Origin of the sequence: Streptococcus sp. Marseille-Q4154 (assembly GCF_916700545.1) — a bacterium.
Classification (GTDB): domain Bacteria; phylum Bacillota; class Bacilli; order Lactobacillales; family Streptococcaceae; genus Streptococcus; species Streptococcus infantis_I.
This window is the reverse complement of the sequence record NZ_CAKAKN010000001.1, coordinates 1004909-1027780: the sequence shown is the minus strand read 5'-3', so window position 1 is coordinate 1027780 and position 22872 is coordinate 1004909. Positions and strand designations below refer to the sequence as shown.

At 38.0% G+C, this 22872-nt stretch carries 22 protein-coding genes; all 22 read left to right on the top strand.

Going from position 1 to position 22872, the window contains the following annotated elements:
* The first annotated feature begins 119 nt into the window (after positions 1-119).
* Entirely contained in the window at positions 120-827 is a 708-nt protein-coding gene (locus LG369_RS05180; protein ID WP_225750474.1) for a glucosamine-6-phosphate deaminase, read from the top strand.
* Between the two features lie 289 nt (positions 828-1116).
* Complete coding sequence (locus LG369_RS08495) at positions 1117-4824, top strand: Spy0128 family protein (protein WP_263973920.1); 3708 nt, start codon at positions 1117-1119, stop codon at positions 4822-4824.
* A gap of 270 nt (positions 4825-5094) precedes the next feature.
* The gene (locus tag LG369_RS08490) at positions 5095-7095 is read left to right on the top strand and encodes an Ig-like domain-containing protein (RefSeq protein ID WP_263973919.1); all 2001 of its coding nucleotides are present in this window, start codon (positions 5095-5097) and stop codon (positions 7093-7095) included.
* A gap of 229 nt (positions 7096-7324) precedes the next feature.
* Positions 7325-7501: a 30S ribosomal protein S21 gene (gene rpsU / locus LG369_RS05155; RefSeq protein ID WP_000048054.1), complete on the top strand. Its 177-nt coding sequence runs from the start codon at positions 7325-7327 to the stop codon at positions 7499-7501.
* 225 nt (positions 7502-7726) lie between these two features.
* On the top strand, positions 7727-9556 hold the full coding sequence (locus LG369_RS05150) for an LPXTG cell wall anchor domain-containing protein (RefSeq protein WP_225750473.1): 1830 nt from the start codon (positions 7727-7729) through the stop codon (positions 9554-9556).
* 179 nt (positions 9557-9735) lie between these two features.
* The gene (gene hprK, locus LG369_RS05145) at positions 9736-10671 is read left to right on the top strand and encodes an HPr(Ser) kinase/phosphatase (protein WP_004252528.1); all 936 of its coding nucleotides are present in this window, start codon (positions 9736-9738) and stop codon (positions 10669-10671) included.
* Positions 10664-11452 carry a prolipoprotein diacylglyceryl transferase gene (lgt, locus tag LG369_RS05140; RefSeq protein WP_074324898.1) on the top strand — a complete coding sequence of 263 codons (789 nt, stop codon included), beginning with the start codon at positions 10664-10666 and terminating at the stop codon, positions 11450-11452. The genes hprK and lgt overlap by 8 nt, the downstream gene beginning before the upstream one ends.
* A 1-nt stretch (position 11453) precedes the next feature.
* On the top strand, positions 11454-11837 hold the full coding sequence (locus LG369_RS05135; RefSeq protein WP_225750472.1) for a DUF948 domain-containing protein: 384 nt from the start codon (positions 11454-11456) through the stop codon (positions 11835-11837).
* 14 nt (positions 11838-11851) lie between these two features.
* Positions 11852-12247: a YtxH domain-containing protein gene (locus tag LG369_RS05130; RefSeq protein WP_225750471.1), complete on the top strand. Its 396-nt coding sequence runs from the start codon at positions 11852-11854 to the stop codon at positions 12245-12247.
* Positions 12248-12332: 85 nt separating this feature from the next.
* Entirely contained in the window at positions 12333-13463 is a 1131-nt protein-coding gene (gene hemW / locus LG369_RS05125) for a radical SAM family heme chaperone HemW (protein ID WP_225750470.1), read from the top strand.
* A 4-nt stretch (positions 13464-13467) separates the two neighbouring features.
* On the top strand, positions 13468-14205 hold the full coding sequence (locus LG369_RS05120) for an acyl-[acyl-carrier-protein] thioesterase (protein ID WP_004252538.1): 738 nt from the start codon (positions 13468-13470) through the stop codon (positions 14203-14205).
* A 10-nt stretch (positions 14206-14215) separates the two neighbouring features.
* Positions 14216-14989: a TIGR01457 family HAD-type hydrolase gene (locus LG369_RS05115; RefSeq protein ID WP_070678045.1), complete on the top strand. Its 774-nt coding sequence runs from the start codon at positions 14216-14218 to the stop codon at positions 14987-14989.
* Entirely contained in the window at positions 14979-15611 is a 633-nt protein-coding gene (locus LG369_RS05110; protein ID WP_004252546.1) for a TIGR01906 family membrane protein, read from the top strand. The genes LG369_RS05115 and LG369_RS05110 overlap by 11 nt, the downstream gene beginning before the upstream one ends.
* 137 nt (positions 15612-15748) lie before the next feature.
* A complete protein-coding gene (locus tag LG369_RS05105; RefSeq protein ID WP_006148218.1) occupies positions 15749-16150 on the top strand; it encodes a Spx/MgsR family RNA polymerase-binding regulatory protein in 402 nt (133 codons plus the stop codon).
* A complete protein-coding gene (locus tag LG369_RS05100; RefSeq protein ID WP_004252549.1) occupies positions 16151-16429 on the top strand; it encodes a UPF0223 family protein in 279 nt (92 codons plus the stop codon).
* Positions 16419-17186, top strand: a complete 768-nt coding sequence (locus tag LG369_RS05095) for an inositol monophosphatase family protein (protein WP_004252551.1) — start codon at positions 16419-16421, stop codon at positions 17184-17186. The genes LG369_RS05100 and LG369_RS05095 overlap by 11 nt, the downstream gene beginning before the upstream one ends.
* A 6-nt stretch (positions 17187-17192) precedes the next feature.
* The gene (locus tag LG369_RS05090; protein WP_225750469.1) at positions 17193-18506 is read left to right on the top strand and encodes an RsmF rRNA methyltransferase first C-terminal domain-containing protein; all 1314 of its coding nucleotides are present in this window, start codon (positions 17193-17195) and stop codon (positions 18504-18506) included.
* Positions 18507-18615: 109 nt separating this feature from the next.
* The gene (locus LG369_RS05085) at positions 18616-19494 is read left to right on the top strand and encodes a phosphate ABC transporter substrate-binding protein PstS (RefSeq protein WP_225750468.1); all 879 of its coding nucleotides are present in this window, start codon (positions 18616-18618) and stop codon (positions 19492-19494) included.
* Positions 19494-20411 carry a phosphate ABC transporter permease subunit PstC gene (gene pstC / locus LG369_RS05080; protein ID WP_006148223.1) on the top strand — a complete coding sequence of 306 codons (918 nt, stop codon included), beginning with the start codon at positions 19494-19496 and terminating at the stop codon, positions 20409-20411. Before LG369_RS05085 ends, pstC begins: the two co-directional genes overlap by 1 nt.
* Positions 20401-21285, top strand: coding sequence for a phosphate ABC transporter permease PstA (pstA, locus tag LG369_RS05075; protein WP_225750467.1), 885 nt, complete (start codon positions 20401-20403; stop codon positions 21283-21285). The genes pstC and pstA overlap by 11 nt, the downstream gene beginning before the upstream one ends.
* Positions 21286-21295: 10 nt before the next feature.
* Complete coding sequence (pstB, locus tag LG369_RS05070; protein WP_004252558.1) at positions 21296-22099, top strand: phosphate ABC transporter ATP-binding protein PstB; 804 nt, start codon at positions 21296-21298, stop codon at positions 22097-22099.
* Positions 22100-22111: 12 nt separating this feature from the next.
* Positions 22112-22870, top strand: a complete 759-nt coding sequence (pstB, locus tag LG369_RS05065; RefSeq protein ID WP_004252559.1) for a phosphate ABC transporter ATP-binding protein PstB — start codon at positions 22112-22114, stop codon at positions 22868-22870.
* Positions 22871-22872: the final 2 nt, after the last annotated feature.

The following is a 22872-nucleotide window of genomic DNA, read 5'->3' as shown; positions in this document are numbered from 1 at the left end:
TTTAGTCTTCTTTTTTTTACTTAACTTTATCCTATAAAATTTAAAATATTAAACCGTTTACACTTGACAAAAATTGGTCTATACCATATAATGAAATAAAGAAATATGGAGGAACAATTATGAAAGTTATTCAAGTAAAAAATCCTGAAGAAGGTGGAAAAGTAGCTTTTGAAATTTTAAAAGAAAAGCTAGCAAACGGTGCTCAAACATTAGGACTTGCGACAGGTAGCAGTCCGCTTGAATTTTATGGAGAAATCGTTAAGAGTGATCTTGATTTTTCAAATCTTACTAGTGTTAACTTGGACGAATATGTAGGACTTAATGGAGAGAACCCTCAATCTTATCGTTACTTTATGCAAGAAAATCTATTCAATAAAAAGCCATTTAAAGAAAGCTTTTTACCTCGTGGTGTCAAAGATAATGCAGAGGAAGAAGTAGAACGCTATAATCAAATTCTTGCTGACCATCCAGTTGATTTGCAAATTCTTGGAATTGGTCGAAACGGTCACATTGGCTTTAATGAACCGGGAACTCCATTTGATAGTCAAACGCATCTTGTAGATCTTGATCAGTCCACTATTGAAGCAAATGCTCGCTTCTTTGATAAGATTGAAGATGTACCAACACAAGCTATCTCAATGGGTATTAAAAATATTCTTGATGCTAAATCAATTTTGCTCTTTGCTTATGGTGAATCTAAGGCAAAAGCTATCGCAGGTACTGTTGAAGGTCCAGTAACTGAAAACCTTCCAGCAAGTAGCTTGCAAAACCATCCAGATGTAACTATTATTGCGGATGCTGGAGCACTTAGTTTATTAAAGAAATAGTTCTCATAAAAATGAAAACCATTCGAAAATTTTCGAATGGTTTATAAATTTACACTATCAAAGATTTGAATTATCGCTCTTTTTATGTTTCGTAATTTCAAAAAAAATGTATGCTATAAAAGGAAAAATTCTAAAAATTTCAAAAATTTAAGATTTTAGCAAAAGCATGTTAAATTAAGGGGGGTTCGCCCTCGATTTCTTTGACTTTAAGACTGAATTATAGTACTATAATGTTGAGTTAGTTAATAATTCAATATATTTAAAAAATAAGGAAAGAAGGAAACATATAATGGTGAAAAAGTTAAAGAAAAAGCCGTCTTTAATATTTTTTGTATCAGTTCTGACCTTCTTGAGCGCGTTATTCTTATCAACCAATGTCGCTTATGCAGATGGGAAAGAATTAACGAGTGTAGTAACTGATATAAGTGTCCTCAACATGTCGGATTCCAAATTGGAACCGAATGCAGACGGTACTTATCAGATTATTACCAATCGATCAAATCAGTTCTTTGTTCAATTTGACCTCAAGCAATATGATGGTAAATTGGCCAATGGCGATTACTTTGATGTAGATATTCCTACACCGGTAACTGTCTATAATGGAACGACTGAATTGTTCGATAAGGGAACAAAAGTTAATATCGGTACAGTAGTTGTTACTGCTAATGGTGATAACCAAGGTGGAAAGGCACGTGTTACTTTGAAGAACCTTGATGAGTTCCAAGCTAAAACAGGCGGGGATATCGTTAAAGGCGTAAAAGGAAATTATGCAATTACTTTCTTGTTCAAGAGTGACCAAACAGCAACACCACTAACTTTTGAAAACAAGGGTGTTGGTAAAACAATTACACATACCTTTACATCTAAAACAGTTGACAGTAAGCAAGAAGGTTTCGAAAACTATGCTAAGGTTGGTAACGATGTAGTAAGTAAAGAATGGACTTCAGCAAAGTTAGCAGCAATTGGTTCAGTAGGTAAAGGAGATATCTATTCTCCATGGAGAATTCGTGTCAACACCGGAAGACAAGACTATGGTAAGAACTTAGTATTAAACGACTTCCTTCCAAATACAGCTGAGTTTTCGGCTATCCAATACATTCCAGAATCATTGGTAGTTTATTCTTCTGCTACATTGAACGATGGTACTTCTCAAGTTCCATCTGATGCTAAGAAGATGGTAGAAGATACTGACTATACTGTAGCTTGGAATGAGAACTATACTCAGTTCAAGCTTATCTTTGCAGATGGTTCTAAATCATACTGGGTTGAATATCATACAACTACACCTGGTGACGGTAGCAAAGTTCAAAACGTTATCCAGTTGACTACAGCAGATGGTACTGCAATTACTCAACGTAGTAATCGTACAAATTTGGATTTCAAAGCTGAACGTGTATCTCTTGTAAAAGGACAAATCGAAGCTTCTACAGCTTTCAAGATTAAGATCAACAAGACAAATGCCTTCACATTGGTTCCAGTTGCAGGTGCGGTTTACACAGTTAAGTCAGAAGATGGGACTATCTCTACAGAATTGACTACAAATGAAAAAGGTGTGGCAATCTCTGATGAGTTTGATCAGAAATATGTCGGTAAGACATTCATCATCAAAGAGAAAACAGCTCCTACTGGATATACTCTTGATGAAAAAGAATATAAGGTAGTTCTTGGAGCCGAAGGTTCTAAGATTAACCTTCAAGACGAACCAATCGCAGCAGATTTCTCAATTACTGCTAAGAAAGTAATTGCTGGAAATCGTCCAGTAGCCTTGAAAGATGGTGAGTTCAAGTTTGATTTGTACAATGCAAACAACTTGACTACTCCAATTGCTTCAACAACAAACAAAGCAGATGGAAGCATCACATTTGAAGGTTTGAAAGCTAAAGGTCCTGGTACCTACAACTATGTCATCAAAGAAAATACTGAAACAAAAGTTCCTGGTATCACATTTGATGAAAACTCATACGAAGTAACAGTTGTTGTCAAAGCTGAAGGTGGAACACTTAAAGCTGAGGTTACAACTCAAACACCTACTTTAACAAATACATATGAGCCATCACCTGCTCGTGCTACATTCAAAGCAACTAAAGAATTAGTTGGTAAAGAACTTGCTAAAGAACAATTTGAGTTTGAATTGAGCGAAGGTGGAAAAGTCATTGCAACATCATCAAACGGTAAGACAGTTAATGGTGTTGAAGCAGCAACAGATGAAGTAGTCTTCTCAGTTCTCTATACTGAAGCTGGAGATCATGAATATACAATTACAGAAAAAGCTGGTGAAGCAGAAGGAGTTACATACTCTAAAGAAAGCTATACAGTTCATGTTAAAGTTGTAGATAACGGTGAAGGTAAACTCGTAGCTACTGTTACAGAAGCAGACGAAGCTCGTAAGTTTACAAACACATATAAAGCAACTCCAGCAGAAGCTGTAATCAAAGCAACTAAAGAATTAGTTGGTAAAGAACTTGCTAAAGAACAATTTGAGTTTGAATTGAGCGAAGGCGGAAATGTCATCGCAACATCATCAAATGGTAAAGAAGTTGAGGGTGTTGAAGTTGCAACAAACGAAGTAGCCTTCAAACTTTCATACACTGAAGCAGGCGAGCACGAGTACGTGTTGACAGAAAAAGCTGGTTCAGCAGCAGGAGTCACATACTCTAAAGAAAGCTACACAATCCATGTCTCAGTAGTAGATAATGGAGAAGGTAAACTAGTTGCTACTGTAACAGAAGAAGATTCAACTCGTAAGTTTACAAATACTTATAAAGTATCACCAACAGAAGCAGTTATCAAAGCAACTAAAGAATTAGTTGGTAAAGAACTTGCTAAAGAACAATTTGAGTTTGAATTGAGTGAAGGCGGAAACGTCATCGCAACATCATCAAATGGTAAACAAGTTGAGGGTGTTGAAGTTGCAACAAACGAAGTAGCCTTCAAACTTTCATACACTGAAGCAGGCGAGCACGAATACGTGTTGACAGAAAAAGCCGGATCAGTAGCAGGAGTCACATACTCTAAAGAAAGCTACACAATCCATGTCTCAGTAGTAGATAATGGAGAAGGTAAACTAGTTGCTACTGTAACAGAAGAAGATTCAACTCGTAAGTTTACAAACAAATATAAAGTATCACCAACAGAAGCAGTTATCAAAGCAACTAAAGAATTAGTTGGTAAAGAACTTGCTAAAGAACAATTTGAGTTTGAATTGAGCGAAGGCGGAAATGTCATCGCAACATCATCAAACGGTAAAGAAGTTGAGGGTGTTGAAGTTGCAACAAACGAAGTAGCCTTCAAACTTTCATACACTGAAGCAGGCGAGCACGAATACGTGTTGACAGAAAAAGCTGGTTCAGAAGAAGGAGTTACATACTCAACTGAAAGTTATACAATCCATGTCTTAGTAGTAGATAATGGCGAAGGTAAACTAGTTGCAACTGTTAAAGAAGCAGATTCAACTCGTAAGTTCACAAACACTTACACTACAACAACTGAAGCTCCAACAACAACTGAAGCTCCAACAACGACTGAAGCTCCAACAACGACTGAAGCTCCAACAACGACTGAAGCTCCAACAACGACTGAAGCTCCAACAACGACTGAAGCTCCAACAACGACTGAAGCTCCAACAACAACTGAAGCTCCAACAACTGAGGCTCCAACAATAACTGAAGCTCCAACAACAACTGAGGCTCCAACAACAACTGAAGCCCCAACACCAACTACAACAACTACGACAATCCCATATTACCCAGGAAACGGTGGTGGTAACGGCGGCACTACAACAACTACAACAACAACGACTAATGAAGAACCAGGTCGTCCTACTACAACACCAGAACCAAGTCGTTCAACTACGACTCCAGAACCAGCTCGTTCTACAACAACAGAAGACAAACCAGGTCTTCCATTTACTGGTGAAGCTACAAGCCTAGTACTTGTATTGGCTGGTGTGGTAATCATGTCAGGAACTGTAGTTATGAAACGTAAATTTTCTAAATAATATTAGATAAGTTTCTTTAGAGAGGAGAGAGCATTGCTCTCTCCTTTTTATTTACAAACAATGATTATCTATTTTAAATGAAAAGGTTGTAAGAAACGATTCTCAATAATAGATTTATATTATTATTAGATTTAAAAGACATATTTAATATCTAAAAGTAATCTTGATAATTTTTTTTGGTTTATTTTAGTTATAAAAGTAGACATAGAATGTAAATATTGGTATACTGTACTAGTTTTAATAAACTAATAATTTAAAGGAGACATGAAAATGAATAAGAAAAAACTATCGTTTATCTTTTTCATTGTTTGTATATTAACTGTATTTGTTTCACTAAGCTTAACAAAAGCTGCTGCTGAAACATCGGCTACTACGTCTAATAGTAAGACTGTTGACACAATTACTTCACTCAATATTACGAATGAAAAAGGTGGTAATCTTGATAAAGATTTGCAGCAGTGGGTTACATTTAAGCTAAATGCAAATTATGACTTAACAGATAAAAATGTTAAAGCTGGCGATACAACTACAGTTGATTTATCAGATTTTCTATATATAGAATCCCAAAACTTTGAAATTCGTGATGAGAAAACAAATGAAATTATCGCAAATGCTCAGATTGATGAAACAAAAAAACATATCGTCTTAACCTATACTGATTATGTTGAAAAACACTCTGATACCAAAGGTTCTTTCTATGTTTATACTCGAGTAGATTTCCAAAAACACCCTGAAGAAGGAGAAATCCCTGTCGAGGTAACGATTAATGGGAAAGCACAAGTAGTTGGAAAAGTTAACTTCACCGGTGTTGGAGATGGAAACCCTGTGTTGTTTTCTAAAACAGGATGGGTAAGTAGTGAAGATCAAAAGACACTCTCTTATACCATTTCAATCAACCGTACTAAGGAAAGTCTTCAAGATGCTACAGTAGAAGACACATTGAAGTTTTCGAATGCATCTTATATTAAAGATAGTATTCGTATTATCAAAGGTAAGTTTGACTATGTCAATGGTCTTTGGGAATTTACTGATAGAACAGATGTGACAGACCAACATACTGTTACAGTAAGTGAAGATGGCCAATCATTTGTTGTACAACTTGGTGACATCACAGAGTCAGATCAATATCGAATTGAATATAAAGTTCAAGCCAATTATTCACCAGCAGACGGAGAAAAATTAAATAATGATGCTGTGTTAAAAGGTAAAGGGAAGGCTGTTAAATATGTTGAGCAATCCACTGTCGTTCAAGTAGCAGGTGGTTCAGGGGTTGGTTACGTATTTACAATTAATATTCATAAAGTTGATGATGAAAATCAACCAGTAGCTGGTGTTAAGTTTAAAGTCGTACGACAAGCTAATAATCAAGTTATTGGAGAATACGTTACAGATGCTGAAGGAAAAATTACAGTAACTGGTCTTTTAAAAGATAAGTATATTCTCACAGAGGTTGAAGCTCCAAAAGGTTATGTTATGAATGCTGCAGATACAGAAGTAAATGCAACAGATTTTGGAGCAGATAAGTCAGTTACCAAAACAATTGTCAATCCAAAAGAACAAACCACAACAACAACTGAAGCTCCAACAACAACAGAGGCTCCAACAACAACAGAGGCTCCAACAACAACAGAGGCTCCAACAACAACTGAAGCTCCAACAACAACTGAAGCTCCAACAACAACTGAAGCTCCAACAACAACTGAAGCTCCAACAACAACTGAAGCTCCAACAACAACAGAGGCTCCAACAACAACTGAGGCTCCAACAACAACTGAAGCTCCAACAACAACTGAAGCTCCAACGACAACTGAAGCTCCAACAACGACTGAAGCTCCAACGACAACTGAAGCTCCAACAACAACAGAGGCTCCAACAACAACTGAAGCTCCAACAACAACTGAAGCTCCAACAACGACTGAAGCTCCAACAACAACTGAAGCTCCAACAACAGAGGCTCCAACAACAACTGAAGCCCCAACACCAACTACAACAACTACAACAATCCCATATTACCCAGGAAACGGTGGCGGAAACGGTACTCCTGTTCCTGACCCAACAACTACAACAACGACAACAGAAGAACCAGGTCATCCTGCTACAACACTAGAGCCAGGTCGTTCAACTACGACTCCAGAACCAGCTCGTTCTACAACAACCGAAGACAAACCAGGTCTTCCATTTACCGGTGAAGCTACAAGCCTAGTACTTGTATTGGCTGGTGTAGTAATCATGTCAGGAACAGTTGTTATGAAACGTAAATTTACTAAATAATAATTTTTAGAAAATCTACACTATCTTAAAGAGAGCCGAAAGGCTCTCTTTTCAATTTAATGAGTGTATATAAATCTTCCTACTTAATAAATTATTTTTTATAAAAAAGTGATAATATCAAGTTTGAAATTAATAGTGGAAATTCATGGAATAAAGCATTTTAGTCTTGACAAATAGCTCTTATCCATGTAAAATAGAATAGATCTTGAACTTGAAGGGAGTGAAAAAAATGTCTAAAACAGTAGTACGTAAGAATGAATCTCTTGACGATGCACTTCGTCGTTTCAAACGTGCGGTTACTAAAGCTGGTACTCTTCAAGAAACACGCAAACGTGAATTCTATGAAAAACCTTCTGTAAAACGTAAACGTAAATCAGAAGCAGCTCGTAAACGTAAAAAATTCTAATTTAAAATGAAAGGCTAGACTTGTCTAGTCTTTTTTGTATTCTTAAGACCCGAATAATTTTACATGTTTCAATGATTATTTATGAATTGGAAAAAGTTCAAACTTAATAGTAAAAAATCTTTTTATTTTAGTTATAAAACAAATTATGTATTTTAGTTGAATTAAATAGACAAATATAGTAAAATCATATTAAAATGGTGTAATTTTACACGGAGGTAAATGGGGATGAAAAACCAGAAAAGGTTTGGAAAATTATTGATCACTTTGTTGTCTACTGGAGTGCTTTTGGCTGCACTTCAAAGTCAAGAAATTATTACTGCTGAAGAAGCAACGACAGCTGAGCAAATTTCTACAACAAGTGCTGAAGCAACAACAAGTGCTGAAGCTGTAACAACTACAGAAACTCCTGCACGTGAAGCTAGAGAAGTAGCTGCAGAAGTGACTGGTACTATTAAAAATCATGACATTAAATATTATGAATACTATACAGATGTAGACCTTTCTTTTTCAATTACAGAAGATGATGTGAAAGAAGGCGACTATGTTACAGTTACATTAGAAAACGTCGCTATCTTAAATCAATTAAATGGTAAGGATGTCACTTACGAAGGTAAGACAATTGGTAAAATTTCAATTGTTTCGTTTGAAAACGTCAATAAAGCACGTCAAGGTTCTAACGACAAAGCTCAAATGGAACAAGCTCAATTAGAATCAACACGTGCTACACTAAAAGTTACATTTACGAAAGCTATTGAAGCTGAAAAACCAGATGTATTGAAACAAGTCAAGTTCCAAATTACATCAGATAACGCTTATAATGGAGCTGTAATCGCAAATAAAGACTACACTTTAAACCAAGTGATTAAAGTGGGATCTTCTTCTGTGACAAGTACAGTAGATATTCCGAAAGTAGAACAATTTGCTACTGAGACAAATTCAATTAACTTTACACCTTCTGGAAATACAATTAAGTTCAATGCAGATGGTTCATATGAAACATATACAGAATTCCAAGTTCGTGGAAGTGAAGGTATGAAAGTTGGTTCAACTGTTGAGTTAGAACTCAATGATGCTTCAGGTATCGAGTGGAAAACAAGTGGTGATACTGCACTCAAAGTAGGAGATACATTTACTTCAAGATTTATCTTGCCTGTATATAGTACATATGAAGTCAATGAATATGGCGCATATGTATTCCCGACAGGTGTTGAGCCAACATTCAAAGTCACTTCTATTACAGATAAGAAAATCACGTTTGAAATGATTTCAGGAGATGTTCCAAAAGAATTAGGTGTATTCTTCGGTGTTGGTCAAAACCGTATTAATATCATCGATAAATCTAAGATTGATCTTGAAAAAATGCAATATGATGTTTCGAAAGTAGCTACGGCAACTATTGATGGGAAAAATTCAAAGGGTATCTATATTTACCGTATCATTAATGACTCTGCAGGTGCACAATTAGTTCTTGATACGCTTGTCACAGACTACAAAGATATCGATACAAAAGAAAGTCTTAAACCACAGGATAAGGGTTGGAAAGATCCAGCTACTATTGATGGATATGAGTTTGTAAAAACAGAAAAAGACCGTGAAGGAAATCGTATCCACTGGTATAAAAAAGTAGAACAAACTACGACAACAACAACTAGTACTACGACTACTTCAACAACGACCACAGAAGAGCCAACGACTACTTCAACAACCACAACAACAGAAGAGCCAACGACTACTTCAACAACGACAACAACAGAAGAGCCAACGACTACTTCAACAACGACAATGACAGAAGAGCCAACGACTACTTCAACAACTACAACAACAGAAAAATCAACTACCACTACTACAACAGTTGAGACAACTCCAGGTAAATCAAGTGAAGAAACTCCTTCAGGTAAAACAACTGAAGAAACAAGACCTGAAACTACGTCTACAACATCTGAATCTAAAAAGGAATTGCCAAATACTGGTTCTAAGGAATCATTGTTTGCAACAGGAGTAGCACTCTTGGTAGCTGGTCTTGGAGTCTTGGGCTTAAAGAAACAAGATAACTAAAGTACACTATCTATTATGAAATAATAGTCAGAAGGATTAGACAACAATTTGTTGTTTAATCCTTTTTTGTATCGTTCAAATATTATCAGATAAATTAATAGTGTAAACACGGTAAAAAACACAAACTTCTTCCTACAATCTGATATAATAGTAAGAGAACTCAATTGAAGGAGGAATATATGTCGGTTTCAGTAAAAGAAGTAATTGAGAAGCTTAGATTAGACATTGTCTATGGGGAGCCTGAATTACTTGAAAAGGAAATTAATACTGCAGATATAACGCGACCTGGTCTTGAAATGACAGGCTATTTTGATTACTATACTCCAGAGCGTATTCAATTGTTGGGGATGAAGGAATGGTCTTATCTAGTCTCTATGCCTTCTCAAAATCGTTACACTGTTTTGAAAAAAATGTTCCTACCAGAAACACCAGCAGTTATTGTTGCGCGTGGTTTGGTAGTTCCAGAGGAAATGTTGAAGGCAGCCAGAGAATGTAAAATTGCGATTTTAACTAGTCGTACAGCAACCAGTCGTTTGTCTGGAGAACTTTCTAGCTATCTTGATTCTCGTCTAGCAGAACGTACTAGTGTACACGGTGTCCTAATGGATATCTATGGTATGGGTGTTTTGATTCAAGGTGATAGTGGAATTGGTAAGAGTGAGACAGGTTTAGAACTAGTTAAACGTGGTCACCGCTTGGTGGCAGACGATCGAGTAGATATCTATTCTAAGGATGAAATGACTCTCTGGGGTGAACCTGCTGAAATTTTGAAACATTTGTTAGAAATTCGTGGAGTAGGGATCATTGATGTCATGAGTCTATACGGTGCTAGTGCAGTTAAGGATTCTTCACAAGTTCAGCTAGCTGTTTATTTGGAAAATTACGATACACATAAGACCTTTGACCGCTTAGGAAATAATGCTGAAGAGTTGGAAATTTCAGGTGTTTCTATTCCGCGTATTCGGATTCCTGTAAAAACAGGTCGCAATATTTCTGTGGTCATTGAAGCTGCTGCCATGAACTATCGTGCTAAGGAAATGGGCTTTGATGCGACACGTCTCTTTGAAGAAAGATTGACGAAATTAATTGAAAAGAACGAGGTGCAAAATGATTGATCCAGTTGCTTTTCAAATAGGTCCATTTGCCATTAGATGGTATGCACTTTGTATCGTTTCAGGCCTTATCTTAGCGGTATATTTGGCAAGTAAAGAAGCTCCTAAAAAGAAAATCTTATCAGAAGATATTCTGGACTTTATCTTAGTGGCATTTCCTTTGTCAATCATCGGCGCGAGACTTTACTATGTTATTTTTAAATTTGACTATTATAGCCAACATTTAGGGGAGATATTTGCTGTCTGGAATGGTGGTCTTGCGATTTACGGCGGTCTAATTACCGGAGCGATTGTACTTTATATTTTCGCAGACCGTAAATTAATCAATACCTGGGATTTCTTGGATATTGCAGCTCCGAGTGTAATGATTGCTCAGAGTCTAGGACGTTGGGGGAACTTCTTTAACCAAGAAGCTTACGGAGCAGTTGTAGAAAACCTTGATTATTTACCTGGTTTTATTAAGAATCAGATGTATATTGATGGTTCTTATCGTCAACCAACCTTCTTATACGAATCTATCTGGAATCTGATTGGGTTTGCTTTAATTGTTATTTTTAGACGCCGATTAAATGGCATTCGTCGTGGTCATATCACAGCCTTTTACTTAATTTGGTATGGTTTTGGACGTATGATTATTGAGGGCATGCGTACAGATAGTCTCATGTTCTTTGGACTTCGAGTATCTCAGTGGTTGTCTGTTCTATTAATTGGACTTGGTATTTATATTATCGTTTATCAAAATCGGAAAAAAGCACCATTTTATAATGTAAAAAAGGAGAATTAAAATGTTAGAAGTTGCTTATATTATTGTGGCTATTGCCTTGACTGTATTTATTGTTTATTTGATTATTACCCTTCAAAAAGTTGGACGTGTAATTGATGAAACAGAAAATACTGTTAAAACGCTAACTTCAGATGTAAATGTTACTCTACATCACACAAACGAACTTCTTGCCAAGGTCAATGTTCTTGCGGATGATATCAATATCAAAGTTGCAACCATTGATCCACTCTTTACAGCAGTTGCAGACCTTTCTGTTTCTGTTTCTGATTTAAATGAGCAGGCTCGTGTCTTGAGTAAAAAAGCATCATCTGCAGGTTCAAAAACATTAAAGACTAGCGCAGGCTTATCAGCTATTCGTGTCGCAAGTAAGTTTTTCAAAAAATAAAAAGGAGATAACTCATGGGTAAATTATCATCAATCCTTTTAGGAACTGTTTCAGGTGTAGCTGTTGCTTTGTTTCTAACAAGTGAAAAAGGGAAACGTGTTACTAGTCAAGCACAAGACTTTATTGAAGATCTGAGAGAAGATCCAGAATATGCTAAGGAACAAGCTCTTGAAAAATTGACAGAAGTCAAAGAACAAACCAGAGATTTTGTTCTAAAGACAAAAGAACAAGTAGAATCAGGCAAAATTACTTTGGATTCAGTTCTTGAAAAATCTAAATCTTTAGCTCAACAAGCGACTGAAGCTTCAAAAGAGACCTTGAACAATCTCAAGGAACAATTGGAAGAAAAAGTAGTTGTTGAAGACCCAGAAGACGGTCAAGAAATCATCATCGAAATCGAAGAAGATTAAAATAGAAATCACCATTTTTGATTCCCTTAGAGTCGGAGATGGTGATTTTTTTATTGAGGGAAGTCTTTGTGGTATAATAAATACTATGCAGAAGAAACCAACATCAGCTTATGTGCACATTCCATTTTGCACACAAATCTGTTATTATTGTGACTTTTCTAAGGTCTTTATTAAAAATCAACCAGTAGACAGCTATCTAGAACATCTACTGCAAGAATTTCATTCTTATGACATTCAGAAGTTGCGTACTCTCTATATTGGGGGAGGTACACCGACAGCCTTGTCTGCGCCACAGTTAGAGGTGCTTCTGGATGGATTGACTAAAAACTTAGATTTGTCAGTCTTAGAAGAATTAACCATTGAGGCTAATCCTGGTGATTTGGATGAGGATAAGATTGCAGTTTTGAAAAATTCAGCAGTCAACCGTGTTTCATTGGGCGTCCAAACCTTTGATGATAAAATGCTGAAAAAAATTGGTCGTAGTCATTTAGAGAAAGATATCTATGAAAATATAGATCGTCTCAAGTTAGCAGGGTTTGATAATATTTCCATTGACTTGATCTACGCTCTTCCTGGTCAGACTATGGACCAGGTCAAGGACAATGTTGCCAAGGCCATCGCTCTTGATATACCTCATATGAGCCTTTATAGTTTGATTCTAGAAAACCATACGGTCTTTATGAATCGTATGCGTCGTGGGAAATTACCACTTCCTAAAGAAGAAGTAGAAGCTGAAATGTTCGAATATATCATTGCTGAATTAGAGCGTGCTGGTTTTGAGCATTACGAAATTTCAAATTTTTCAAAACCTGGCTTTGAAAGTCGTCACAATCTTATGTACTGGGATAATGCTGAGTATTATGGTATAGGTGCAGGTGCGTCTGGCTATGTAAACGGTGTTCGCTATAAAAACCATGGCCCTATCCGCCATTATCTAAAGGCAGTAGAAGAAGGCAATGCTCGCATCAATGAGGAACACCTGAGTCTAAGGGAACAAATGGAAGAAGAGATGTTTCTTGGACTTCGCAAGAAGACAGGAGTTTCAAAAGCAAGATTCGAAGAAAAATTTGGCACATCTTTTGAAAATTTATATGGTCAAGTTGTAAGAGATTTATGTCATCAAGGTCTTTTACAAGTAGAAGGTCAACAAATACGAATGACAAAAAAAGGTCTCTTTTTAGGAGATACAGTAGCAGAACGATTTATATTGGAGTAGAATTATGGGCTTAACTTATCAAATGAAGATGAAAATTCCTTTTGATATGGCTGATATGAATGGCCATATCAAGTTGCCAGATGTTATTTTGTTGTCCCTGCAAGTATCAGGAATGCAATCAATTAATCTAGGAGTGAGTGACAAGGATGTTTTAGAACAGTATAATCTAGTCTGGATTATCACTGATTATGATATCGATGTTGTACGTTTACCTCAATTTGATGAGGAAATCACAATTGAAACGGAAGCCTTGACTTACAATCGTCTATTTTGCTACCGCCGATTTACTATTTATGATGAAGATGGTCAAGAAATCATTCGCATGGTAGCTACCTTTGTTCTTATGGATCGTGATAGTCGGAAGGTTCATCCTGTAGTTCCAGAAATTGTCGCCCCTTATCAGTCTGAGTTTTCTAAGAAACTAGTCCGTGGACCAAAATACACAGAGTTAGAAAACGCGATTAACAAGGACTACCATGTTCGTTTTTATGACTTGGATATGAATGGTCACGTCAATAACAGCAAATATCTGGACTGGATTTTTGAGGTTATGGGGGCAGATTTCCTAACCAATCATATTCCTAAAAAAATCAACCTCAAGTATGTCAAGGAAGTTAGACCAGGTGGTATGATTACTTCTAGTTACGAATTGAATCAACTAGAAAGCAATCACCAAGTCACAAGTGATGGCGATATTAATGCTCAGGCAAAGATAATTTGGCAAGAAATTAACACAGATTAGAAAGTAATATATGACTTATAAAGGCTATTTAATTGATTTAGACGGTACAATTTATAAAGGAAAAGATAGGATCCCAGCTGGTGAAGCATTTGTTCACGAGTTACAAAAGAGAGAGATTCCCTATCTTTTTGTAACAAACAACACTACTCGTACACCTGAAAGTGTCCAAGAGATGTTGGCAAATCAGTTTAATATTGATACGCCTGTATCGACAATCTATACTGCAACCTTAGCGACCATTGATTACATGAATGACCTGGGGGTTGAAAAGACCGTTTATGTGATTGGAGAAGCAGGGCTCAAGGAAGCTATTCAAGCAGCTGGTTATGTTGAAGATAAAGAAAATCCAGCCTATGTGGTTGTAGGTTTGGACTGGCAAGTTGACTATGAAAAATTTGCTACTGCAACCCTAGCTATCCATAAAGGTGCTCATTTTATCGGCACCAATCCAGATTTAAATATTCCAACAGAACGTGGACTTTTACCTGGTGCTGGTTCACTGATTACTCTTCTTGAAGCAGCAACTCGCGTAAAACCAGTTTATATTGGAAAACCAAACGCGATTATTATGGATAAGGCTGTTGAACACCTAGGACTTGAACGCCAAGAAATTGTCATGGTGGGGGATAATTATCTTACTGATATTCGCGCTGGTATTGACAATGGGATCCCTAGCCTTTTGGTGACGACAGGATTTACAAAACCTGAAGAAGTAGCGGATTTACCAATCGCCCCAACCCATGTCCTCTCAAGTCTATCGGAGTGGAATTTCGATGAAAACTAAATTTACTTTTGTAGGAAGTATTCTCTTTCTCCTCTCGCTTGCTATTTTATTGACCATCTACCTGTCTTGGTTGGTATACCCTCTGGAGATTTCTTGGTTAAACTTGACTAGTCGTGTTCATGTCCAACCTCAGACCATCCAACATAACTTTAATGTTTTGATGGATTATTTGACCAATCCATTGAGTCAAGTATTAGCAATGCCAGATTTTCCTTCGTCTGCTTCTGGAATTCACCACTTTGTGGTTGTAAAGGGACTCTTTCACCTAGCGCAAGGAGTAGCAATCGTAACTCTACCGATTTTCTACCTTTTTTGGAAGCAAGTCATTCAGAAAGGTTTTCTGTCTCTATATCGCAGGGGTCTCTTGATTATGCTGTCTTTACCTTTGGTTCTTGGTTTAGTTGGCGTCTTCATTGGTTTTGAACAATTCTTTACCTTGTTTCATCAGATTCTATTTGTAGGTGATGATACCTGGCTTTTTGATCCCGCTAAAGATTCGGTCATTCTTATTTTACCAGAGGATTTTTTCCTGCATGCCTTTCTCCTATTTTTCTGCTTGTATGAGTTAATTTTTGGATTCGTTTATCTACTAAGTTGGAAAAAATTACCGAAAAGAGAATAAATGCATAAAAATGTTTTAAAAATTTTACGAAAAACTTATTTTTCTTTAAAAAGTAGGTTTTTTTACGGAAATAACTAGTCAAGCGCTTTATTTTTTTGTATAATAGAGTTAGAAAAGTATGCAAAGTAGAGAATAGCATGATTACACTATTTTTATCACCGAGTTGTACATCATGTCGTAAGGCAAAGGCCTGGCTTGATAATCATAAAGTGCCTTTCCAAGAGCACAACATTATGACCAGTCCTTTATCAAGAAAAGAATTGCAACACATTCTTTCCTTGACCGAAAACGGTACCGATGACATCATTTCAACTCGTTCAAAAATTTTCCAAAAGTTAAATATCGATGTGGAAAGTATCTCGGTGACAGAGTTGCTTAATTTAATTGAGCAATATCCTAGTCTTTTGCGTCGTCCAATCATCATTGATGATAAACGTATGCAGATTGGCTTTAATGAAGATGAGATTCGTGCATTTCTTCCTCGTAGTTATCGTAAGCAAGAATTGAAAGAAGCTACATTAAGAGCTGGTATTAATTAGATGAATAAACAGTATAGTTACCCACTAGATTTGTCGTGGAGCACTGAAGAACTTGCTTCAGTGCTTTCTTTTTTTAATGATGTTGAAGCTGCCTATGAGACACAGGTAGATGCTAAGAAACTATTAGATTCCTACAAGGTATTCAAGTCAGTTGTGCCTAGCAAGAGCGAAGAAAAACGTTTGGGACGTGAGTTTGAATCAGTTAGTGGATACTCTTTCTACCGTGCAGTCCAGTTGGCCAAAGAAAAAGGAGAAGGGAAGATTTCACTTGGAAAATAAATTTACATTTGCCAAAGAAATTGTCAGGGAAGCTGGGGAATACATTCTCCAGCATATGAAAGAAGATCTCCATGTTGAGAAAAAGTCTTCCCCTACAGATTTGGTAACTAAGTTAGATAAAGAAGTTCAAGACTTACTTATTAAAAGAATCCGTTCTCGCTATCCAGATGATCTATTTTGTGCAGAAGAAGGCTGCGTGCGTGCAGCAGTAGGACAAGGTTCTGTATGGATTATTGATCCTATTGATGGAACCAACAACTTCGTAGCACAAGGTGAAGATTTTGCTGTTATGCTGGCCTATTTTGAGGATGGTGTTGGTAAGTTTGGTATTATTTATGATGTTATGAAGGGTGATTGTTACCATGGTGGAGGAGACTTCCCGCCCTGTCGCAATGACGAACTTTTACCACTCTTTAAAAAGAAACCCTTGAGAGAATTTTTGGTAGCTGGTAATTCTGGAATGTTAGCGACTAACGAATGGGGCTTAGCGGATTTGGGAAATGCTGCACTTGGGACACGAGTTTATGGCAGCGCCGCTATTAGTTTTGCTAAGGTGCTGTCAGGTCGACTTTTAACTTATATCACTTATTTACAACCTTGGGATTATGCGGCTGCAAGTATTCTAGGTGAGAGTTTGGGTTATAAGGTTTTTACGATTGCTGGCGAGGAAGTCGATTTTCAAACACGACAGGCCGTTATGATGGTGCCAGTCGAGATGAAAGATGAGATTCAATCCTATATCTATGAAAGGAAATAAACCTACATGCAATTTCCGGATGGATTTGTAAAAAAATACGAAACAATATTGGGAGATGAGGCAAGAGCTTTTCTTGCCTCTTTTGATGATGAGGCTGTTTCTGCTTTTCGTATCAACCCTTTAAAAGAAAGACAGCTTTCTTTTTCAGATGCTATTCCCAATACACCCTGGGGCTACTATGGGAAGGTTTCAGGGAAATCACCAGAACATGTAACTGGCTTGGTCTATTCACAAGAACCTGCCGCACAAATGGTCGCTCAAGTAGCCCAGCCAAAGCCAGGTATGAAGGTCTTAGACTTGGCAGCGGCTCCCGGTGGGAAATCCACTCAACTGGCCTCCTATCTTGCAGGAGACGGTCTTCTTGTTTCAAATGAGATTTCAAGCAAACGGTCAAAGATTTTAGTTGAAAATATGGAACGCTTCGGTGCGACTAATGTCGTTGTGACCAATGAATCTGCAGACCGTTTAGCCAAGGTTTTTAAAGGCTATTTTGACCTGATCGTTTTAGATGCACCTTGCTCAGGTGAAGGGATGTTTCGTAAACAACCTGACGCTATGGATTATTGGAGTGTCGATTATCCTAGCCAGTGCGCTAGTTTACAACGTGAAATTTTAGCAGATGCTGTTACCATGTTGGCTGATGGTGGTCGACTAGTCTATTCAACCTGTACCTGGGCGCCAGAAGAAAACGAAGAAATCGTCCAATGGTTACTGGATAGCTATCATTTTGAATTAGTTCCAATCCAACATATCAATGGAATGGTACCTGGGATTGATTTACCTGAAACAGCTAGAATGTACCCTCATCACTTTAAGGGAGAAGGTCAGTTCGTGGCTCATCTTCAGTTTAAAGGTCAAAACAAGACTGGGAAGTTCAAACCTTCTAAATCCAACCTATCTCGTGAACAGATTTCCTTATGGCAGGATTTTGAGAAAAAACACCTTAAAGAAAAACTGACCGGTGTCCTACAAGTTTTTGGAGACCAGCTTTATCTCTTGCCAGAAGTCCTACCTGATATAGGAAAACTCAAGATAGCTCGTAATGGTCTTCATCTTGGAACTTTTAAGAAAAAACGTTTTGAACCAAGCTTTGCTCTTGGCCTAGCCCTAAAACCAAGTCAAGTCAAGCAAGGAATCGAAATTCGTCAAGAAGACTTTGTCAAATATGTGGCTGGTGAAACGGTCCAATTAGCTGAAACTCTTCCAAATGGTTGGTACCAAGTTTTGGTTGGTGGAAATGGTCTAGGTTTTGCAAAAGTAACCGGAAATACCTTGAAGAATTATTTTCCCAAGGGATTGAGGTTTCAGGTGAAAAACTAGTCAAAAACTGTATTCTATGTTATAGTTGAAATATGGATTTTCCCTGAAAACAATAGAAAATAAGGGCGAAAATTCAAGCTATTCATCATTATTTTCAAGGAGACAAATAGTGAAAAAATTAAAAAAACTCACCATCTCTCTTGCAACTCTTTTACTTGCTGGTTCGCTAGCAGGATGTGCAAGTTGGATTGATCGTGGGGAGTCTATGACGGCTGTCGGTTCAACTGCCCTTCAACCTTTAGTCGAGGCGGCAGCAGATGAGTTTGCGTCAGCTCACATCGGTAAAACAGTCAATGTTCAAGGTGGTGGATCTGGTACTGGACTATCTCAAGTTCAGTCTGGTGCAGTTGATGTTGGAAACTCTGATGTGTTCGCTGAAGAAAAAGACGGAATCGATGAATCCGCGCTAGTTGACCATAAGGTTGCTGTTGCTGGATTAGCTGTCATTATTAATAAAGAAGTAGATGTCGATAATCTGACGACAGACCAGCTCCGACAAATCTTTACAGGAGAAATTACCAACTGGAAGGAAGTCGGCGGTAAGGATTTAGCTATCTCTATTATTAACCGAGCTGCTAGCTCAGGTTCTCGTGCTACCTTTGACAGTGTGATTATGGATGGAAAATCTGCAATACAAAGTCAGGAGCAAGATTCAAACGGTATGGTGAAGTCCATCGTTTCCCAAACCCCTGGAGCTATTTCCTACCTTGCCTTTGCTTATGTTGATGATTCGGTTGGGACCATCAAGCTCAATGGTTATGAGCCAATTTCAGAAAACGTTACAACGAATAACTGGCCTTTGTGGTCTTATGAACATATGTATACACTTGGTGAGCCAAATGAATTGGTTGCCGAATTCCTAAACTTTGTCCTTTCAGACGAAGCTCAGAATGGAATCGTTAAAGGAATGGGCTATATTTCTGTTAAGGAAATGAAGGTTGAAAAAGATGCTGCAGGTACTGTGACAGCGCTAGAAGGGAGCCAATAATGAATCAAGAAGAATTATCAAAAAAATTGCTCTCTCCTTCAAAAAACTCTCGTCTTGAGAAATTAGGAAAAGGGCTAACCTTTGCCTGCCTATCTTTGATTGTTATCATTGTTGCTATGATTTTGATCTTTGTAGCCCAAAAAGGCTTGTCAACCTTCTTTGTTAATGGTGTGAATATCTTTGATTTTCTTTTTGGTGCAACTTGGAATCCGTCAGGTAAACAATTTGGTGCCCTTCCAATGATTTTAGGTTCCTTTATTGTTACCATCCTGTCAGCTCTTATTGCAACACCATTTGCCATTGGTGCAGCAGTATTTATGACAGAGGTGTCTCCAAAAGGAGCTAAGATTTTGCAACCTGCTATTGAACTCTTAGTTGGGATTCCTTCAGTAGTTTATGGATTTATCGGTTTGCAGGTCGTGGTACCATTTGTACGTACTGTCTTTGGTGGAACAGGTTTCGGTATTTTATCAGGAATTTTCGTTCTCTTTGTTATGATTTTGCCGACTGTAACCTTCATGACAACAGATAGCCTACGTGCGGTTCCTCGTCACTACCGTGAAGCAAGTTTAGCCATGGGGGCGACTCGTTGGCAAACCATCTGGCGTGTAACCTTGAAGGCTGCTCGTTCAGGTATTTTTACGGCAGTAGTCTTCGGAATGGCGCGTGCCTTTGGTGAAGCCCTGGCTATTCAGATGGTTGTTGGTAACTCAGCAGTTGTTCCAACTTCATTGACGACACCAGCAGCGACTCTGACATCTGTTTTGACCATGGGAATCGGTAATACCGTTATGGGAACTGTTGATAACAATGTTCTTTGGTCACTGGCCTTAGTATTGCTCTTGATGAGCTTGGCCTTTAACAGTGTGATTAAATTGATTACGAAAGAAAGAGGAAAGAAAAACTATGCACGCTAAGAAATTAGATAAACTTGCAACAGCTGTCCTCTACACCATCGCAGGAATCATTGTGACCATTCTAACTTCCTTGATTCTTTATATCTTGGTTCGAGGCTTGCCTCATGTTTCTTGGTCTTTCTTGACTGGAAAATCATCTTCTTACCAAGCAGGTGGTGGTATTGGGATTCAGCTCTATAATTCCTTTTTCCTTTTGGTGATTACCTTATTTATCTCAGTCCCTTTATCCATGGGAGCTGGGATTTACTTGGCTGAATATGCTAAAAAAGGTCGTATTACCAATTTCGTTCGTACCTGTATTGAAATCTTGTCTTCTCTACCATCCGTTGTTGTAGGTCTCTTTGGTTATCTCATCTTTGTAGTTCAGTTTGAGTATGGATTTTCTATTATTTCAGGTGCCTTGGCTTTAACAGTCTTTAATCTTCCACAGATGACTCGTAATGTTGAAGATAGTTTGAAACACGTTCACCATACGCAACGTGAAGCTGGTTTAGCACTTGGAATCTCTCGTTGGGAAACTGTCCTTCATGTCGTTATTCCTGAAGCCCTACCTGGTATTGTAACGGGAATCGTGCTTGCTTCAGGTCGTATCTTTGGTGAGGCTGCAGCCCTTATCTACACAGCGGGTCAATCTGCGCCAGCTCTTGACTGGTCTAACTGGAATGTTCTCAGCGTAAGTAGTCCAATCTCAATCTTCCGTCAAGCAGAAACCTTGGCTGTCCATATCTGGAAAGTCAACAGTGAAGGAACTATTCCTGATGGAACACTTGTTTCAGCAGGTTCTGCAGCGGTGCTCCTCATCTTTATCTTGATCTTTAACTTTGGAGCACGTAAACTCGGAAGCTATCTACATAAGAAATTAACCGCAGCCTAAAGGAGAAGCCATGTCAAAATATAATTGGGATGAAAGGCATATCATTACTTTTCCAGAAGAAAAAGTGGCACTCTCTACGAAGGATTTACATGTTTACTACGGTAAAAATGAATCCATCAAGGGCGTGGATATGCAATTCGAAAAAAATAAAATTACGGCCTTGATTGGACCGTCAGGTTCTGGGAAATCAACCTACCTACGCAGTCTCAACCGTATGAATGATACCATTGATATTGCTAAGGTTACAGGACAAATTCTCTATCAAGGAATTGACGTTAACCGTCCTGAAATCAATGTTTATGAAATGCGTAAACACATCGGAATGGTTTTCCAACGTCCAAACCCATTTGCTAAATCAATCTACCGCAACATTACCTTTGCACATGAACGTGCAGGAGTTAAGGACAAGAAAGTTCTTGATGAAATTGTAGAAACCTCACTTCGCCAGGCTGCCCTCTGGGACCAGGTCAAAGATGATCTTCACAAGTCAGCCTTGATGCTTTCAGGTGGTCAACAGCAACGTCTCTGTATCGCTCGTGCTATTTCTGTAAAACCAGACATTCTCTTAATGGATGAGCCGGCATCAGCCTTGGATCCGATTGCGACAGCTCAGCTCGAGGAAACTATGTTGGAGTTGAAGAAGGACTTCACCATTATCATCGTGACCCACAGTATGCAGCAGGCTGCGCGTGCAAGTGATTACACTGGATTTTTCTACTTGGGTGATTTAATTGAGTACGATAAAACGTCAAACATTTTCCAAAATGCCAAGCTACAATCTACCAATGACTATGTAACTGGACACTTTGGTTAGAAAGGAAACAGTATGACAGAACCGATTTTACAGGTTAAAGACCTGTCTGTTTATTACAACAAAAAGAAGGCCTTGAATAGTGTTTCCTTATCATTCCTACCCAAGGAAATTACAGCACTTATAGGACCGTCAGGGTCTGGGAAATCAACACTTCTTAAGGCTATTAACCGAATGGGTGACCTTAATCCTGAAGTGACGACAACTGGATCAGTGGTTTATAATGGGCACAATATCTATAGTCCGCGTACCGACACGGTTGAATTACGTAAGGAAATCGGGATGGTTTTCCAACAACCCAATCCATTCCCAATGTCTATCTACGAAAATGTTGTTTATGGACTAAGAATTAATGGAGAGAAAGACAAGCAAGTCTTGGATGAAGCTGTGGAGAAAGCTCTACAGCGTGCTTCAATCTGGGATGAGGTCAAGGATCGCTTGCATGATTCAGCAATTGGTCTATCAGGTGGACAACAACAACGTGTTTGTGTAGCCCGTGTTTTGGCAACTAGTCCAAAGATCATCCTTTTGGATGAGCCAACCTCAGCCTTAGACCCTATCTCGGCTGGAAAAATCGAAGAAACCCTATATAGTCTCAAGGACAAGTACACCATGCTATTGGTTACTCGTTCCATGCAGCAAGCATCTCGAATCTCTGATAAAACAGGCTTTTTCCTCAATGGAGATTTGATTGAATTTAACGATACCAAGGAAATGTTCCTCTATCCACAACATAAGGAAACAGAAGATTACATTTCAGGTAAATTTGGATAAGG

Bases quoted from the DNA above. Each gene is read 5' to 3' on its own strand.
- LG369_RS05180 (WP_225750474.1), top strand. From the start codon at position 120: ATGAAAGTTATTCAAGTAAAAAATCCTGAAGAAGGTGGAAAAGTAGCT.
- LG369_RS08495 (WP_263973920.1), top strand. From the start codon at position 1,117: ATGGTGAAAAAGTTAAAGAAAAAGCCGTCTTTAATATTTTTTGTATCA.
- LG369_RS08490 (WP_263973919.1), top strand. From the start codon at position 5,095: ATGAATAAGAAAAAACTATCGTTTATCTTTTTCATTGTTTGTATATTA.
- rpsU (WP_000048054.1), top strand. From the start codon at position 7,325: ATGTCTAAAACAGTAGTACGTAAGAATGAATCTCTTGACGATGCACTT.
- LG369_RS05150 (WP_225750473.1), top strand. From the start codon at position 7,727: ATGAAAAACCAGAAAAGGTTTGGAAAATTATTGATCACTTTGTTGTCT.
- hprK (WP_004252528.1), top strand. From the start codon at position 9,736: ATGTCGGTTTCAGTAAAAGAAGTAATTGAGAAGCTTAGATTAGACATT.
- lgt (WP_074324898.1), top strand. From the start codon at position 10,664: ATGATTGATCCAGTTGCTTTTCAAATAGGTCCATTTGCCATTAGATGG.
- LG369_RS05135 (WP_225750472.1), top strand. From the start codon at position 11,454: ATGTTAGAAGTTGCTTATATTATTGTGGCTATTGCCTTGACTGTATTT.
- LG369_RS05130 (WP_225750471.1), top strand. From the start codon at position 11,852: ATGGGTAAATTATCATCAATCCTTTTAGGAACTGTTTCAGGTGTAGCT.
- hemW (WP_225750470.1), top strand. From the start codon at position 12,333: ATGCAGAAGAAACCAACATCAGCTTATGTGCACATTCCATTTTGCACA.
- LG369_RS05120 (WP_004252538.1), top strand. From the start codon at position 13,468: ATGGGCTTAACTTATCAAATGAAGATGAAAATTCCTTTTGATATGGCT.
- LG369_RS05115 (WP_070678045.1), top strand. From the start codon at position 14,216: ATGACTTATAAAGGCTATTTAATTGATTTAGACGGTACAATTTATAAA.
- LG369_RS05110 (WP_004252546.1), top strand. From the start codon at position 14,979: ATGAAAACTAAATTTACTTTTGTAGGAAGTATTCTCTTTCTCCTCTCG.
- LG369_RS05105 (WP_006148218.1), top strand. From the start codon at position 15,749: ATGATTACACTATTTTTATCACCGAGTTGTACATCATGTCGTAAGGCA.
- LG369_RS05100 (WP_004252549.1), top strand. From the start codon at position 16,151: ATGAATAAACAGTATAGTTACCCACTAGATTTGTCGTGGAGCACTGAA.
- LG369_RS05090 (WP_225750469.1), top strand. From the start codon at position 17,193: ATGCAATTTCCGGATGGATTTGTAAAAAAATACGAAACAATATTGGGA.
- pstC (WP_006148223.1), top strand. From the start codon at position 19,494: ATGAATCAAGAAGAATTATCAAAAAAATTGCTCTCTCCTTCAAAAAAC.
- pstA (WP_225750467.1), top strand. From the start codon at position 20,401: ATGCACGCTAAGAAATTAGATAAACTTGCAACAGCTGTCCTCTACACC.
- pstB (WP_004252558.1), top strand. From the start codon at position 21,296: ATGTCAAAATATAATTGGGATGAAAGGCATATCATTACTTTTCCAGAA.
- pstB (WP_004252559.1), top strand. From the start codon at position 22,112: ATGACAGAACCGATTTTACAGGTTAAAGACCTGTCTGTTTATTACAAC.